At 48.6% G+C, this 17,443-nt stretch carries 11 protein-coding genes; 4 read left to right on the top strand and 7 right to left on the bottom strand.

Features of this window, described 5'->3' with window-relative positions:
* Positions 1-14 precede the first annotated feature (14 nt).
* Genes BQ9893_RS01625 through BQ9893_RS01615 form a run of 3 tightly spaced genes read right to left on the bottom strand, consistent with a single transcriptional unit; the run spans position 15 to position 4,505 of the window.
* Complete coding sequence (locus BQ9893_RS01625; protein ID WP_075964439.1) at positions 15-2,483, bottom strand: glycoside hydrolase family 2 protein; 2,469 nt, start codon at positions 2,481-2,483, stop codon at positions 15-17.
* A gap of 26 nt (positions 2,484-2,509) precedes the next feature.
* The gene (locus BQ9893_RS01620; protein ID WP_075964438.1) at positions 2,510-3,667 is read right to left on the bottom strand and encodes an alginate lyase family protein; all 1,158 of its coding nucleotides are present in this window, start codon (positions 3,665-3,667) and stop codon (positions 2,510-2,512) included.
* 22 nt (positions 3,668-3,689) lie between these two features.
* Positions 3,690-4,505 (bottom strand): hypothetical protein, encoded by an 816-nt coding sequence (locus BQ9893_RS01615; RefSeq protein WP_075964437.1) that lies wholly within the window; start codon positions 4,503-4,505, stop codon positions 3,690-3,692.
* 96 nt (positions 4,506-4,601) lie between these two features.
* On the opposite strand from BQ9893_RS01615, the gene BQ9893_RS01610 reads away from it, so the two are divergent.
* From BQ9893_RS01610 to BQ9893_RS01595, 4 genes are all read left to right on the top strand, one after another.
* A complete protein-coding gene (locus tag BQ9893_RS01610; protein ID WP_075964436.1) occupies positions 4,602-5,534 on the top strand; it encodes a DUF362 domain-containing protein in 933 nt (310 codons plus the stop codon).
* Positions 5,534-7,123 carry a 4Fe-4S binding protein gene (locus tag BQ9893_RS01605; protein ID WP_075964435.1) on the top strand — a complete coding sequence of 530 codons (1,590 nt, stop codon included), beginning with the start codon at positions 5,534-5,536 and terminating at the stop codon, positions 7,121-7,123. The genes BQ9893_RS01610 and BQ9893_RS01605 overlap by 1 nt, the downstream gene beginning before the upstream one ends.
* Positions 7,124-7,203: 80 nt before the next feature.
* Complete coding sequence (tgt, locus tag BQ9893_RS01600) at positions 7,204-8,334, top strand: tRNA guanosine(34) transglycosylase Tgt (protein ID WP_075964434.1); 1,131 nt, start codon at positions 7,204-7,206, stop codon at positions 8,332-8,334.
* Between the two features lie 12 nt (positions 8,335-8,346).
* Entirely contained in the window at positions 8,347-9,432 is a 1,086-nt protein-coding gene (locus BQ9893_RS01595; RefSeq protein WP_075964433.1) for an LptF/LptG family permease, read from the top strand.
* A 408-nt stretch (positions 9,433-9,840) separates the two neighbouring features.
* Here BQ9893_RS01595 and BQ9893_RS01590 read toward each other — a convergent pair whose 3' ends face one another.
* The 4 genes from BQ9893_RS01590 to BQ9893_RS01575 form a co-directional block, all read right to left on the bottom strand.
* On the bottom strand, positions 9,841-11,499 hold the full coding sequence (locus BQ9893_RS01590; protein WP_075964432.1) for a T9SS type A sorting domain-containing protein: 1,659 nt from the start codon (positions 11,497-11,499) through the stop codon (positions 9,841-9,843).
* Positions 11,500-11,771: 272 nt separating this feature from the next.
* Entirely contained in the window at positions 11,772-13,154 is a 1,383-nt protein-coding gene (locus tag BQ9893_RS01585; RefSeq protein WP_075964431.1) for a TolC family protein, read from the bottom strand.
* On the bottom strand, positions 13,154-16,282 hold the full coding sequence (locus BQ9893_RS01580; protein ID WP_075964430.1) for an efflux RND transporter permease subunit: 3,129 nt from the start codon (positions 16,280-16,282) through the stop codon (positions 13,154-13,156). Before BQ9893_RS01580 ends, BQ9893_RS01585 begins: the two co-directional genes overlap by 1 nt.
* The gene (locus BQ9893_RS01575) at positions 16,282-17,349 is read right to left on the bottom strand and encodes an efflux RND transporter periplasmic adaptor subunit (protein ID WP_075964429.1); all 1,068 of its coding nucleotides are present in this window, start codon (positions 17,347-17,349) and stop codon (positions 16,282-16,284) included. Before BQ9893_RS01575 ends, BQ9893_RS01580 begins: the two co-directional genes overlap by 1 nt.
* Positions 17,350-17,443: the final 94 nt, after the last annotated feature.

The following is a 17,443-nucleotide window of genomic DNA, read 5'->3' as shown; positions in this document are numbered from 1 at the left end:
TGGATAAAGATACTCTACAACTCCAGAAATACTGTCGGAAGCCCTTCCGATTTAACGGCAACCAGGCTCTTGCCACCATTGCGCTTGACACGGATCAAGGCACGACCGTTATACGCCTGAACCTTGCGACTACCGGTTGAAGTACCTAAATTGCAGATCAGGTTGCCATCGCCGGCAATCTCGAACGCAATCTGCTTTTTGGAACTGAGACAACGGATGCCGTTTTTATCGACCAGTTGTACTTGTACCAAAGCCGTATCCCCCTCTTCTGAAAGCAGACTCACTTGGCACACGGCTTCTTTATCCCATTTTGCAGTTTGGTATTCCTGGCGAATGATGTCAGAGACTTCCTTCTTCTCCTTTTTCTTTACGCCGACAGCCCGTATTTCGTTCATGCCTTCCTTGTAAACACAGTTCCAGCGCAGACCTGCAGCCGGATAATCCTGACTATTACGCCGCTTCACGCCCTGACTCACACCGTTGACAAAAAGTTCCACTTCGTCGCAGTTGGAATACACCAGAATTTCTTTGCGGTCGTCTTTTCCACCCCAACGAACCGGCCAAGTATGACCGTAGATATGGATCATCGGCTTCTGCGTCCAGTAAGATTGGAACACGTAATAGCTTTCTTTCGGAGTAAAATCGCGTTCGACCACACCCTTTTGATTGACATAAGGAACAGGATTGTCAGGACGGACCGGAGTCGAAAAATCCTTGAAAGGCCAGTAGGCCGTACCGGTCAGCCACGGCATTGTCTCCTGCTCTTTCAGATGCCAGTCGATCAGACGAACCACATAACTTTCCGACCAGTCACCATCGCGCGAAGCACGAGGAATACCGCCATACAGGGAAGCATCACCGGCACGTTCGTCACCTCCTTTTCCGGCCTCGATGTTCTTCAGATTATAGAAAGCATCTTCCGAATGACGACGGGCATGGCTATCGCCTCCCCACTCTACATGCAGGAAATGTTTTACCTTTTGCATCTCCTGTTCGGAGATCGATTTATAGTCGGTAAAGACACCGCGATACCAACCTGCCCAGATAGAAGGCGAATAGACATCAACAATGTCATTACAGAACTCACACCGGCGGATCGCCGTCATACGCGTGTCGTCTAAACGGTGTGCCATGTCATGCAACTCTTTCATAAAAGCACGGATCGCACTCTTGTCGAACGTGCTGAAATCGTTAGGCCAGTCATTTTCATTTCCTAACCCCCAGATGATAACAGCCGGATGATTATGATGCTGATCGATCATGTTAGCGAGCATCCGGCGCGCCTGCTCCTTGTAGACATCACCACCAAGGCCTCCTCGGCACCAAGGAATTTCTTCCCATACCAGAATACCCAATTCGTCGCACAGGTCCAGGATAATTTCAGATTGCTGATAATGTCCCAATCGGATAAAGTTCACACCCATCTCTTTCATCATCCGCATCTCACAACGCATCATCTCTTCCGTCATGGCTTGTGCCACACCTGCATGATCTTCATGGCGATGTGTGCCTTGCAACAATAAACGTTTGCCGTTCAGGAAGAATGGACCTTTATCCTTAAACTCTGCGTGGCGGAAACCGAAGCGTTCTTCCGTCGTAAAAGTCTGGTCCGGTGTCTTTACGGTCAACTCACAGGTATAGAGTTGTGGCGTATCCACATCCCACAAAGCCGGATTCTTGATCTTCATTTCTGCCAAAGACAGGTTGCCCAAAGGCAATACTCCTTCGATCGTTTGTGTAAAGACCGGCTTCCGGCCGGCATCGTAGACCGATACGGTCACATCCGCTTTCTTCACATCGTCCGGATTATAAAATGCTGCCTTTACTTTCAATGTTCCTTCTTTCAGGTCGGAAGACAAAGATGGTTCCAGACGGATCGTTTCAAAAGAGACTTTCGGCAGATAGACCAGATTCAAATAGCGGTACAAGCCACCATAAACATTAAAATCAGCCAAGTCGGACGGGATCATTTCCAAATCACGAGAGTTGTCGCAACGAATCGACAGAGGCACTTTGCCTTTGAAACGCACCGCATCCTTACTTCCGAGGAATGTTTTCACTGCATCCGTAATATCGACATTCCAACTGTCGTAACCACCCACATGACTACCAACATGAGTCGTATAAATATAGACATCCGTCTTCTGTCCGGCTCCATCGAAATCGAGCACGATACGGCCGTCCGAATAAGGATTGTCTATCGTCAGCAGGGTTTTATACCAACCAGGGCCTTCGTAATAATTCGCATCCGGGTCCACGGCATCTTCCGCATTAAAACAATGAGGCAACGTGACAGGTTGCCAAATGGGAACAGTCTCCGGGCTTCCGGGAGAGGCCGGACGTACAGCCTCCCAAATCCCCCCCAAGTCGCCTTTCAGATATTCCCAGTTGTCCGTCAGCCGGATCTTCTCCATCGAAGGCACTTTGGCCACAGCCGACAAAACGGACAACCACAGTAAGCTTGAAACAAATAAAGACTTCATATTCTGATATTCAATTAAATTATATTTCACAACCACAATAACGGATGGCGGATAGGCAAGTTACGGATTACCTCATCGTTTACCGGGAAATGATCCAAACGTTTCCAAGTTTCCCAATAGGCGTTGTTCGGAGAATTGACAACACTGAACAGAAGAGCCGGCTGAGCTACCGGCCATTCATCCCAGTACATGACATCTTCGGCAAAAGGCCAACTTGACTTATCGGCGATATACGGATATAACCAGGCAACAGCTTTCTGCATATTACGGCCATCTTCAGTCGTGAACTGCCAAAGATCGTGCTGCCGGTCGGAAAGGATATGACAGATCGTAGCCATCGCATCCAGATTGAATAAGGAATAGCCGTAAGGCTTCGTCCGTTTCAGCTCAAGCGGGAAACTGCCATCTGCTGCCATCTGCGAAGGCAACAAAACCGATTCGTAACGATTCCGGCAAAATTGGAGCATGTCTTGATCACCCGTATATTTGGCAAACAGGGCAACCTGCATCACCCAACAGGTTCCATGATTGTTTTTAGCATTCATCTCGTCCACCCCGTAAGGATGCGTGGTCAGCCATTTCAGATAATCGGCAAACCAAGTTCGCGTACCGGCTGCATCTTCGGGAGAAAGAATGCCCGCCTGTTCCATCAATATAAGAGATTGTACGACTTCCAAAAGATGTATCATGTCAATAATGCCGATTCCCCGTCCCGTCGCAATTCCTTTGATTGCCTGAGCATATTGCAAGTTGGGATTCATCCGGGTTTCAGGATCGACAAACCAGGCATGGATATGCCGAACCGCTTGCCGGATATATTTCTCGTCTTTGGTCACCAACCAGGCTGAAGCCAGATCACCGACCAACGAACTAAAACGGATCATGGCGTGACGGTGCGCTACAAAATTATCAGGATTCGTTTGCCCGTCACGGCGTATATAGGCACTATCCGGACTTACAGGATTAGGCCACCAATAGTCACCCTCGGAATAGAAATCATGGATACCTCCAGCACTTCTTTCCGCTTTATAAGCGGTAATTGTCACCGGTTCTTCTACCAGAGCCTTATCACCACGAACAACAATTTCGGTCCGGAACAAATCCGTTACTTCTTCTTTTAATGAATATTCTCTCTTACATTGACAAAATGACAAAAGAATAATGAATAGTAATAGTTTATTCATAGATATAGATTGTTTTTGTTACTCATATTCGATCAGCGATATCCTCTACATCGCCTATCCCTTCCAAATAACGATCGGGAGCCAGTCCTTTGCTTTGGAGGAATCCGGCTAAGGCGCTATATGTCGGGGTGTTTTCCGGCTGATTCACCAAAGCGATCCGGCGGAGACAGTCGAACGGGATCGCATAATCCACGTAAGGAAGCAGGTTACCATCCATAAAATCATATCCGGCCTCTTCCGGACTACAAAATTGCACAAGCCCCCATTCCTGTTCGGAAGCCCAACGAGGTTCCCGTACTTCCAGGCAGGCATTGCAAAGCATCGAGAAGAGACGTGAATCCCGCTTGAACCCGGTATGCTCTTCATCGTAAAAGAAATTGTCATACTCCTGCCGCATCTGAGAGACAAACGTGTTCAGGTTCTCCTCCTCATCATACTTGCAGCAGAGCAAGTATTTATTCTCCGACAAGCTATACTCACCCAGCGCCCCATAATCGAAAGCCAACCGCAGACAGGGAGCATTCTTTTCCTTCACTCCTGAAGGTATTTCCGGATTCCGGTAAAGGGAAAGTGCGTACATTTCCATCTCCGGCCCGATAAGCATCCGCCGGTTCTCCCTGAAAAACGGGATATTTTGCTTACTAAACTCTTGCTTGATGCCATTTTGCTCTTCATGCACCACAATCGAACGGCGAAGCAAGGATAAACCGTATCCGATTACCTCGTCCGGTTTGGCGTACAGCAAATTAGGGATACGCAGGGTAAATGTACCCGGTATCTTTGACTCTTTACATCCACGGACAAAGGATTCTATTGAAACATAGGAATATAAATTCATTTTTATGTTTTTTTGGAGGTCAAATATACAATTTATATTAGAGATTATCTACCTTTGTTAAAACTTTTACAAACAACATAAAACCAATAAAATAAGATGAAACGTCGTGATTTCCTTAAGACCAGTGTCGTAGCCGGTGCAGCCTTATCTCTGAACTTTGAAGGATTACAGGCCGCTCTATCCTCGAATACAGTAGCAGTAGAACAAGCCCCCGACCTGGTAGCAGTGATGGGCGGTGAACCGGAAGTCATGCTCGACAAAGCGTTAGAAGCGCTTGGCGGCATCGGCAAGTATATCAAGAAAGGACAAAAAGTCGTTATCAAACCCAATATCGGATGGGACCGTACGCCGGAACTGGCCGGGAATACGAATCCGGAATTGATAAAAGCCCTCGTAAAGAAATGTTTCGAAGCAGGAGCTGAAAAGGTGACGGTATTCGACCACACGTGCGACAATTGGCAGAAATGCTACGAAACGAGCGGTATCGCTGCCGCCGTAAAGGAAGCAGGCGGTATCATGATGCCGGGTAACGACGAAAAATATTTCAAGGAAGTAGCCATTCCCGGTGGCGTGACGCTGAAAAAGGCCAAGATACACGAGTCGCTGATCGATGCGGATGCCTGGATCAATGTCCCCATCCTGAAGAACCACGGGGGAGCCAAGCTGTCATGCGCGATGAAGAACATGATGGGGATCGTCTGGGACCGTCGCTTCTTCCACCAGAACGACTTGCAGCAATGTATCGCCGACATCTGCACCTGGCAGAAGAAACCGGTACTGAACATCGTAGACGCTTACCGCATGATGCATCAGAACGGCCCGCAGGGAAAAAGCGCAGCCGACGTGGCTACATTGAAATCGATGATCGTCTCTCCGAATATCGTCGCCGTCGACACGGCCGCCCTCGCATTGTTCAACCAAGTAAAGAAACTGGATATGGCAGCCGTCGGTCATCTGAGCAAAGGCGAAGCGCTTAAATTAGGTTCTACCGATCTGAAGAAAATAAACATCAAACGTATTAAAATCTGATGAAGAAACGGAATTATCTAAAGGGATTGAGAGTTTTGCTCGCAATCCTCTTTTTTGTACCCATACTTTTGTTTTTTGTAGACTTTTCGGGAGTTTTGCCGAACAGCGTACACCGCTTGCTGCACCTGCAACTGATGCCGGCCTTGTTAGGCGGGATGGTCGGCCTGATCGTGTTCCATTTCTTGTTGGCACTGGTATTCGGACGCATTTATTGTTCCACGATATGTCCGGCAGGCGTATTCCAGGATATCATCAACCGTCTGTTTTGCATCGGCAAGAAAAAGAAGAAAGGAAGCCGCCGTTTTACGTATCACAAGCCGATGAACCGGCTGCGCTACGTGCTGCTGGCAATTACGGCGGTCATGGCTGTTTTCGGCTTTAGCGGATTGTGCCTGCTCCTGGACCCTTACAGCAACTTCGGGCGTATTGCGGCAAGCCTGTTCCGTCCGGTCGTGATGTGGGGAAACAACATACTCGCCGACCAGCTGATGAAAGTAGACAACTACTCGTTGTTCCAGGTGACGATCAGCACCGTGACGGTTTCCGGCCTGATCGCGGCAACCATCGCGTTGCTTGTTTTCATTGTCATGACGGTTTTCCGCGGACGCCTGTTCTGTAACACGGTCTGCCCTGTCGGAGCGTTGTTGAGTCTTTTCTCGCGCTACTCGTTCTTCCATATAACATTCGACAAGGAAGCCTGTACGCATTGCGGAAACTGCGAACACACCTGCAAGGCGGAAGCAATCGACAGCAAAAACCTGACGGTCGACACGTCTCGCTGCGTTGATTGCTTCAACTGTGTTTCTTCCTGTGCCAAAGGAGGTTTGCAATATCGTTTGCAATTTCCAGGCAAGAAGCAAGAAGTAGCGCCAGTAAACAATCCGCCCGCACAGGAATCACAATCCGGCCAGCCTGACACCAAGGGACGCCGTACATTCCTGGCCACAAGTGCAACCGTTGCCGCCTCACTGCCGATCGTGTCTGCGATTGCCGAAGGAGGAAAAGGGAAAATGAAGAGAAAAGGCCGGAAGAAATGGCCTCCCGTCACGCCTCCGGGTTCCATCAGCCTGGAACGTTTCAAAGATAAATGTACGGGATGCCAGATATGCGTAGTCCGCTGTCCGAGCCAGGTTTTGCGCCCCACAGGGTTGGAATACGGTTTGGATTATATGTTGAAACCGCGTTTGGCCTATATCAGCAGTTATTGCAATTACGAATGCACGGTCTGTTCCGACGTCTGTCCCACCGGAGCGATCAAGCCTCTGACCGTCGAAGAGAAGACGACGACGCAGGTCGGCATCGCCACTTTCTTCAAAGGCCGTTGTGTCGTCAATACGGAAGAGAAAGACTGCGGAGCCTGTGCAGAGCATTGCCCGACCCAAGCCGTGCACATGGTCCCCTACAAAGGGACGCTGACAATCCCGCAGGTCAATCCCGACCTCTGTATCGGATGCGGCGGATGCGAATCGATCTGCCCTGTACGTCCGATGCGTGCCATCATCGTCAAGTCGAACGTCGAGCACAAATTCGTCGAGAAGCCAAAAGAAGAAGAGATCAAAGAGGTCGAGGTCGACGATTTCGGCTTCTGATCAAAGGACATTCCACTATAACAGACTATATTATGAGGCCTTATTTGTGAAAGTAAGGCCTTTTCTTTATCTTTGCAGCCATGAAATTCGAATTACAACATAACGACACAAAATCAAATGCAAGGGCGGGGCGGATTACCACTGATCATGGAGTAATCGAAACGCCTATTTTTATGCCGGTCGGTACGCAAGGCACGGTCAAAGGCGTACACATGACCGAGTTGGAAGAAGACATCAACGCACAAATCATTTTAGGTAACACATATCATTTGTATCTCCGCCCCGGACTGGAAATATTGGAACAGGCAGGCGGATTGCACAAATTCAATACATGGAGCCGGCCGATCCTGACGGATAGCGGTGGTTTCCAGGTTTTCTCTCTTTCCGAAAACCGCAAACTGCATGAGGAAGGCGCCATGTTCCGTTCGCATATCGACGGCTCCAAGCATCTGTTTACCCCGGAAAAGGTAATGGATATACAACGTATCATCGGGGCGGATATCATTATGGCATTCGATGAATGCTGTCCGGGCAATGCCGACTACGAGTATGCGAAAAAGTCTCTCGGCCTGACGGAACGTTGGCTAGACCGTTGTTTCGAACGTTTCAACTCTACGGAGCCGAAATACGGTTACCAACAAAGCCTTTTCCCGATTGTACAAGGCTGTGTCTACCCGGAACTGCGTCGAAAAGCGGCCGAGAATGTAGCTGAAAAGGAAGCCGACGGCAATGCGATCGGCGGCCTGGCTGTAGGCGAACCGACCGAGAAGATGTATGAGATGATCGAAATAGTCAACGAAATCCTGCCGAAAGACAAGCCTCGCTACCTGATGGGAGTCGGTACGCCGATCAATATATTAGAGGGGATCGAACGGGGTATCGATATGTTCGACTGCATCATGCCGACGCGCAACGGGCGCAACGGACAGATATTTACTCGTTTCGGCACAATCAATATGCGCAACAAGAAATGGGAGAACGACTTCTCTCCTATCGATCCGGACGCTCATTCGGCTATTGATACGCGCTACAGCAAGGCGTATCTGCATCATCTGATCAAGGTGAACGAAATGTTAGGGCTTCAACTGGCTTCGATCCATAACCTTGCGTTTTACCTGTGGCTCGTAAAAGAGGCACGCAAACATATCATTGCCGGCGATTTCACGACCTGGAAGAGTGAAATGGTCCGTCAGTTATCAAACCGGTTATAAGCAAACTGTCACATGAAATTCAAACTGAAACGGATAGACTGGTACATCATCAAGCAGTTCTTAGGTACTTACATCTTTGCGATTGCCCTGATTATCGCCATCTCGGTTGTCTTCGACATAAACGAGAAGATCGACAAGTTCCTGAGTCCGGACGTGCCGTTGAAAGCGATCGTCTTCGACTATTACATGAACTTCATCCCGTATTTCGCGAATCTGTTCAGTCCGTTGTTTACTTTCATTGCCGTTATCTTCTTCACCTCGAAGTTGGCAGACAATTCGGAAGTGATCGCCATGCTGGCGAGCGGGATGAGCTTCCGGCGTCTGATGTTGCCCTATGCGATTTCGGCAGGGATCATCGCACTCAGCACGTTTGCGCTGAACGCTTATATCATTCCGCCTGCCAACGCCACGCGTATCGACTTTCAAAACAAATATATCAAGAACAAGAAGGTAGACTATGTCCGCTCCGCCCAATTGGAGATCGAGCCGGGCGTGATCGCCTATTTCGACCGCTACGATGCGCGTTCCGGGATGGGATACCATTTCTCTTTGGAACACTTCGAGGACAAGAAGATGATTTCACGCCTCACGGCAAACTCCATCAAATATGATTCGCTTTACAACTGGACTCTGATCGACTACATGATCCGCGACTTCGACGGAATGCGCGAGCATATCACCGAAGGGAACCGCATGGACACCACCTTGACGATCATCCCTTCGGACTTCCTGATATCCGTCAATGACTGCGAGACGATGACTTCGCCCGAGCTGTCCACCTATATCGACCGCCAGAAGAAACGGGGAATCGGCAATATCCAGACGTTCCAGATCGAATACCACAAACGTTTTGCCGCCATCATGGCCGCCTTCATCCTGACCTCCATCGGTGCCTCGCTCTCTTCCCGCAAGATCAAAGGAGGCATGGGGTTGAACATCGGTATCGGACTGGCCTTGAGTTTCTCTTACATCCTCTTCACCACCGTCACCTCGACCTTCGCCATCAACGGCAACCTCAGTCCCGCTATGGCAGCCTGGATTCCGAATATATTGTATACGTTTATCGCGATTTACTTGTATCAAAAAGCACCGAGGTAAATACATAAAGCGCAGCTAACGTTTCTATGCTTCAAGGATTGGCTCACCCACCTACTAACTCATTTCAGGCCACAAACTAAGTCGAAACACCCGAAGAACTAAATGAAAACATATAACAAAGTATCGATTAGTAGTTACTACCAACCGACTATATGTAGTACTACCTATGGACAATAGGTAGTAACTACTTATCCACGATTGGTAGTACTACATAACAATAATATATCATATGCTTTGAATTAGTTTACCATGACTTTCGAAATAGTTTCTGCCATGCACCGGATCAAATGCAGAAAAGCACCGGTTTAAAGAGAGAAGCGAAAGACAAAGGGAAAAAATTAACGCCGGTTATTTCCGAGGAAACAACCGGCGTCACTTTTTTAAATATTCCAGACTAATACCTTATAATCAACGAACGAATTTCACAGACTGGCTAACGCCATTTTCCGTTACGACAATTACATATACGCCTTTTGCCAAAGAAGAGGTTGAAATATAAGCATTGTCACCCGAAACAGTTCCGTTAGCGACCGTAGCACCGCTCATATTGACGATACGATAAGCAGCTTTTCCGCTATTATCGATATAGATCCCACCTTCGACCGGCGTTACCTTTACGGTATTGATCGTGATATCATCGTTGCTTGTTACGATACCGGCGATGTTGGAAGTGAAATATGCACTACCCACAGCAGCCGGAGAACCAGCCGGGATCAGATCAACTCTGATCACATTGTTGGTCAGATTGGCGGTTGCTTTCACATTCATTTCTGTCAGGGTTGCATCTCCTGTTTCGGAATAGCTATACGATTTGATATTGATATCAGCAATAGCATCCGTACCGACAAGAGACGGTGTAACTTCGATTTCCATCGTTGTTGCCTTTTCTTCGTTTGTGATATTACCATCACCATTCAAATCTTTTGCCGATTCGATCAGCATCTTATACCAAGCTGCATGACCTTCTGTAGCCAGTTCGGAAACAACGCGGTTAATAACAGATTTCACAGCCGAATGAGTGCTTGCCACTGCCGCATTCTTGGTATAATCGCTCATCGTAACGATTGTTCTATCAGCGAATGTAGAATCGGTTTTTGCTTCATCCGTATAAACAAAATTATCAATCGTCAATACCAAATCCTCTGTGGTCTTCTGTTCCATATCGAACCAAAGTTTGCTCCATTTCTCTGCTTTTGCATTTTTATAAGAAGTAAGAGCAATATTTTTAATAAACATATCACTAGTGAAATCAAGGGCAACAGCAGCATCTCCCATCGGGATTCTTGTTGTTGCATCGGCTGTCGGTATACCATACAAAGAAGCCGGAATCACACCTGTTCCAATTTGTGAAAAACCTAAAGTAATCAAATAGTTCATTTCAGGCAATTCAGGTAATGTAGCTACAGTTTTTAAAAGACCCCATATATCCTGTAATCCTTCTCCGATTTCTACATTAAATTCAAAATCAAAAGATTCATTCTGAGCGATGGTCAGTCCTATTAACTGATATGTTGTATCTTCACCCCACAATGTAATAACCATATCCATGTCAAGAAGAGCCTTGGGATTTTCATTGGCAACAATCTTGATTTCTGCTATATTTTGAAAAGTGGGAAGAATTGAATTAGATGTTACTTTGATCAAACGCGGTATCTCGATGCTACCTGAAAGCCCTGCTATATCTATAGGCATATCTATTTTTTTGTAATCACCAAACAAAACTTTTACGTTCGTCATAAGCTGAGAGACATCAGGAGCCAATGCAGCAACATTCACAATTATACTATCCGGTTTCACACTATAAGGCGTTGGAGAATCCGAACGCAGGCCACTCTGAGCATTAAATACCGGCAAACTCTGTATAAAATCCGAATTCAGTTGCGGTCGTGCCAATCCCAGGATATCGAGACCTGTTTGCTCTTTGATCTGTTCGAATACGACCGGTAATACTTCTTTTTGAATTTCTATTTTCTGAGCTTCACTCAACTGCACCGTCTGTGCAGAAGTGGAAAAGGAAGACGCTATAAGAGATAACGCCAGACTAATCGATGTAAAAACTTTTTTCATAAATCTCTCTTTTTAGATTAAACAAAACTTTTTGTTTCATTAATGGCAACAAAACTATGTAATTGACTTGACTTATGCAAGACAAATAAGTTAAAGCAATTATTCAAAATCAGATTATCGGCATTATCTAAAAAACAGACAACTCTATCTAAAAAAACAGACAAGGCCCAACCGGTTTCACAACTCCGTTCGCATCATTTTACGAACGACTGCTACCTGACAAAGTCGCCTTTGCCAGAATAGCTGGGCCGGTTGAGCCTTGATCTGTTTTACTATTTTTCTTTCGACACGCGAGCTGTGGAATCATACAACGCCCCTGCCGCTTTCAGATATCCGACATAATTCAGATAGAGCTGGAAATGGGCATCGACCTGCGTTTCATAAGCCTGCTGCCACAAAGCCTGCGCTTCGAGATAGTCCGACAGCGTCTCCAGACCCACATCATACTGGCTTTTGCTGATTCTCATATTCTCTTCTGCCTGGAGGAGCGAACGATCGGAAAGCTCGCTTTCCAAACGCGCCTCATCGAGGTTGTTGGCAGCCTGTGTCAGCTCCAACATCATCTGTTCGTTCATGTTTTCCTGTTCCAGGCGCGATTGCAGCAGCTTAGCTTTTGCGGCACGCACCTTATTGCTCCGTTCGCCGAAATGGAAAAGCGGGATGCTCACGTTCAGCAAGACGGAGAAACTCCCTTTGTCCATCAACGTCTGGTCGTTCAGCTCAAAGCCATGCACATAATCATAAGCTCCCATGATACCGACTTTGGGCAACAGCTCGCTACGGTTCAGCCGGACCTGCTGCCCGGCGATCTCGACCTGCTTGTTCAGGATCGCATATTCGGGGCGGGCGCTGATATCGGAGACTTGGACATCCAGTCCCTTTTCAACCACCGGATAATCGCCGGAAATGCGGATGTCGGAGATAAGCGGTTTCCCGATCAGATGGCAAAGGTTCATGGTCGCCAACCGAAGTGCATTCTCAGCCTTACGGATGGAAAGTTCGCTTTCGTTCAGCTTCACCTGCACTTTCAGTACATCGTTCTGCGGTTTCAAACCATGCTTGTAAGCGCTTTCGATATTCGACAGCAGTTCCCGGAGCACGGCGTTGTATTTGTCCGCCACGATCTTCATCTCTTGCGCTTTCACGACCAAAGCATAAGCCTTGTCCGTTTTGAGGATCACTTCCGTTGCCGTCAGCACCTCGTTCATCTCGGCCATCTCCTTTCCTAAGACAGACATCCGGTAGGCCGACCGGATCTTGCCACCCATATAAAGCGGCTGTTCCACTTTGACGCCACCCATATAGACCGTACCGACCTTATACTTCAAATCGATACCGGGAAAGTAAGCAAAACTTCCCGTCGGCAAAGACTGCCCGGTCCCATCGGGAAAGACAGGCAGAAAACCACCACCGGAACTATATCCGCCGTCGGCCGTACTGTAAAGACCCATTCCGCTGGCAGTGAAGTTCGGGAAGAAATTTCCCTTATAGCTTCTCATCGTGTACAAGGCGCTTTCGGTCTGCTTCACCGATGCCGCCATTTCCTTATTATATTGCAACGCCATTTCCCGGCACTGCTGCAAGCTCAACGTCTCTTGTGCAAAAAGAGATGCCGGACAGAGAATAGACAACAGGATAATAGATATTTTCTTCATCAGTCTACATGTTTAATGTGAAAGAATAACGCGTATAGGACAGGAATAAAAATAAGCGTGATCACCGTACCGAACAACAATCCGCCCATGATGGACGCTGCAAGCGAACCGAACATGGCGTCGGTCAGCAACGGGATCATCCCCAAGATCGTAGTCAGGGCCGCCATCATCACCGGACGCAGACGGCTCTGGGCACTGTCGATCAACGCGGTGACCGGTTCCGTTCCCTGTCCTATCTGCAAGGTGATCTCATCCATCAGCACGATACCGTTCTTTATGATCATTCCTATCAGTCCCAATGTCCCGACAATAGCCACAAAGTTGAACGTCTTGCCGGTTATCAGCATCGTCATCACCACCCCGACAAATACCATCGGGATACTACAGAAGATAATGGCCGGCTTGCGGTAATCCTTGAACAGCATGATCAGGATCGCGATCATCAGGATAATGGCCAACGGGAAGTTCTTGAACAGATACTTCATGGACTGGTCGCTGGCGTTCTTCTCACCCTGCCATTGCAGCGAATAACCTTCGGGAAGTTCGAGCTGCTCCAACTTCTCCGCAACCGCCTGCCGTGCCTTTTCCGTCTCGACACCCGGAACGGGAGAACATTGCACGCGCTGGCTGCGCTGTCCGTTATAGCGAGGTACGACCGGATCTTCCCAACGCACGTCGATACCTTTGCTGATCTGTTTCAGCGGCGTACTGCCCATCAGGCTTTCGATCAGTTCCTCCTTCGAGAGTGTACCGGCTTTCAGTTTCACCATGTTTTCTTCGTTCAGCAGGCCGTTCAGCGTAGGAAGCGTCGAAAAGACCTGCGTGTTTCCCAAGTCTTCGATCGGTTCTCCCTGTTCGTCCAGACATTTCAGGTAGATGTTGTTCTTATGGATGCCCTCGTAGAAAGAGCCGATAGGAATACCGCCCGTAGCCGTCAGCAACGAAAGACTCACGTCGTTACGGCTCAATCCCAACGCACGGGCAGCCGGCTGATCGTACTCGATAGTCAGAACCGGGACCTGCGGCTCCCAGTCGGTCGTAATCAGGCAGACTTCCGGCGTATTCTCCATAATATACCGTGCACTGTCGGCCAAACGGTGCAGGACGGCAGGATCGGGTCCCAAGAACTGGGCCTCGATAGGATATTTCTTAAACATCAGGTTATAACGTTTCAGCTTGACGTAAGCATCCGGATACTGCTGTGTCAGATAGTTCTGTATCTCGTCGATGTTCTTGACCAAATCATCGGGAGATGTAAAGTCGATGATCAGTTCCCCGTAGGCCAATGAAGGATTGGCAATGCTTCGCACCAGGTTGTAACGTCCCGGCGTCCCGCCGATGGAGGTAGTCACATTCGTGATCTCCTTCCGGGTTTTCAGGTAGTTTTCAATTTCTTTCAGGTCATGTGCCACACGGGTGGAATTATTACCCTCCGGAAGTTTGTATTCCATATACAGCTGGTCGTACACCATATCGGGGAAGAATCCCTGGCGCAGGAACCGGTAGCTGTAGGCAGACAAGAGCAACAGAGCGACCATCGTCAGCGTGAAGCCGAGGCGGTGCGACAATCCGAAGCGCAAAGCGGCTCGCAAGGCGGCATATATCTTACCTTTATATATACGTTTGCCGGAATCATTGTTTTCCACCGCCGGATGCAACCGCCGATTTGCCATCAACGGGACATGGAGCAAGGCCAACACCCAGCTCAACAACAGTGAAACGGCCAGTACGATAAACAGGTCACGCGTATAAACGCCTGCCGTATCCGGCGACATATAAATCGGCAGAAAGGCAATGATGGCGATCAGGGTCGCCCCTAACAACGGCATCGCCGTCTGTCGTCCGATAGCGGTCATCGCCTCCATCCTGTCTTTCCCGGCTTTCAGGTCCACCAATATGCCGTCGATGATCACGATGGCGTTGTCCACCAGCATCCCCATCGCCAACACGAAAGCCGCCAGAGAGACACGTTGCATCGTTCCTCCGGCAAATTGCAGGAAAAGGAATGATCCGAAAACAGTCACCACCAAACTGATACCGATAATCAGCCCGCTCTTGAAGCCCATCGCCAACATCAAGATCAGCACAACGATGACGACGGATTCGATCAGGTTGATGACAAACGTCCCAAGCGAATCTCCCACACGTTCGGGCTGATAGAATATTTTATGGCATTCCACTCCGGCAGGCAGGCGGTTGTCTTTCAAATCTGCCAGCTTCGTTTCTACGGCTTTGCCGACCTTCACGATATCCGAACCGCTCGATGCGGCTATCAAAAGGCCGATCGAACGTTCCTGGTTATAGAACAGTTCGTTACGGGTAGGATCCTCATAACCCTTCTCGATCAAGGCTATGTCGCGCAAACGCAACTGGTCGTTGTCATGCCCCTGGATAAGCATTTTGCCGATATCGTCTACCGTCTTGAAACGGTCGTTCACCGTCACACGGATGCGGTTGTCTCCGTTATCATAATAACCGCTGTAGGTCGTCTCGTTCTGCCCGTTCAAAGTGGCCAGCACTTCTGCCGGCTTCACGCCGAGATTGGCCATACGGTCCTGCAGGAGGGAGATATTGATACATTCGGAGCGTTTCCCGTATATATCCACCCGGTCCACTCCTTCTATTTCGATTACTTCCCGTTTGATCAGTTCGGCATAATCGGCCATCTCGCGATCGGACAGGCCGTCACCCGTCAATGCGTAGAACATACCGAACACTTTGCCGAAATCGTCCTGGACAATCGGCGTGTTGACTCCGGAAGGAAGCGTGGCGGAAGCATCGTTCACTTTCCGCCTGAGGAGGTCCCAATGCTGTTCCACGTCGTCATCCTTGACGGTCGTCAGCAGCTCGACCTGGATCAAGGACAGATCATTGAACGAATAGCTTTCGACATTATTTACATCGTCCATCTTACGAATGCTCTTTTCGAGCACATCCGTCACTTCCAATTCCACCTGGTGTGCCGAAGCTCCCGGATAGACAGTTGCCACCATCGCCAACTTCACCTTGATTTCCGGATCTTCCAGCTTACTCATCTGATAGCAGGACAAAGCTCCGCCTGCCAGCAAAACCGCAACCAGAAAATAGATCAGGTTCCGGTTCTGAAATCCCCATTTGCTTATATCCATCACAACAGTCCTCCTACATTCGTTTTAGAACCGGAAGCCAAAGGCCGGACACTTTCTCCTTCTTCAATATGATGCACACCGGAAGCGACCACTGTTTCACCGACTTTCAGCGTATCGGAGACCACTACCGCACGTCCGTCGGACAACAGGCGCAACACTTTCACTTCGCTGCTATGCACTTTTCCCGCAGACGGATCATATACGAACACATATGTTTTGCCATCCTTTTGCAGGAGTCCTCCGCTCGGAACAGAAACCGGCTGTGCTTCGTCCTCATTGCAATAGATCGTGACCATCGTATTCATTCCCGGTGAAGGAAGCGGCAACTTGCCCGGAACCATTTGCAGGCGCATCGTGTACAACTGGTTCGCATTGGCTTTCGGAGTGACGCTAATCAATTTCAACGGATAGGTTTCTCCCGGATAGAGGTCGAACGTACAGTGGTAACCGTCGAACCGGTCCCGCCGGATATAGTCGGCTGCCGGAAGGTTGATTTCCACCTCCGGAATGCCGGCGCTGACCATCGAGATCACGGGCATGCCTGCTCCGATCGTCTCGTGTGCATCGAACAGTTTTTTCTGCACGAAACCGCTGAAAGGGGCATACAGCCGGGTGTATTCCAACTGGTCTTTATGATGCTGATATTTGGCTGTGATCTGTTTCAGGCCGTACACGGCTTTATCGTTGACGTTGGGTGTGGTCCCGTTTTCTTTATAAAGCGCCATGACACGTTCGGCCTCTGCCTTGACCTGTTTGTATTCGGCTTCCGTCGCATCCAGCTGTACCTGATAATCCGTCGGATCCAACTCGGCCAGCAACTGTCCTTCCCGTACACGGGCACCGTCTTCTACATATATTTTACGAATTGTTCCGCTCACCCGGAAAGCCAAACTGATGTCTTGTGCTGCTTTCACTTTACCCGGAAACTGGAGCGCCGTCTGACCACTGGCGGAAACAACCGTGTCGATCTTGACTGTCTGAGACTCTTTTGGGCCTTTCTCCGGCCGGGCACAAGAAATAAATAAAAACAAGGGAATACCCGCTAAAATGAAATAAATTCGTTTCATAATTTAAGTGTATTTATTTAGCGGCAAAATTATCCAGGCAAAACAACCTCAAAAAGGTCAATATGAATAATAAATTGTTCCATTTGTATATTTT

Origin of the sequence: Parabacteroides massiliensis, assembly GCF_900155425.1 — a bacterium.
GTDB lineage: Bacteria > Bacteroidota > Bacteroidia > Bacteroidales > Tannerellaceae > Parabacteroides > Parabacteroides massiliensis.
This window is presented reverse-complemented; position numbering and strand designations above follow the sequence as displayed.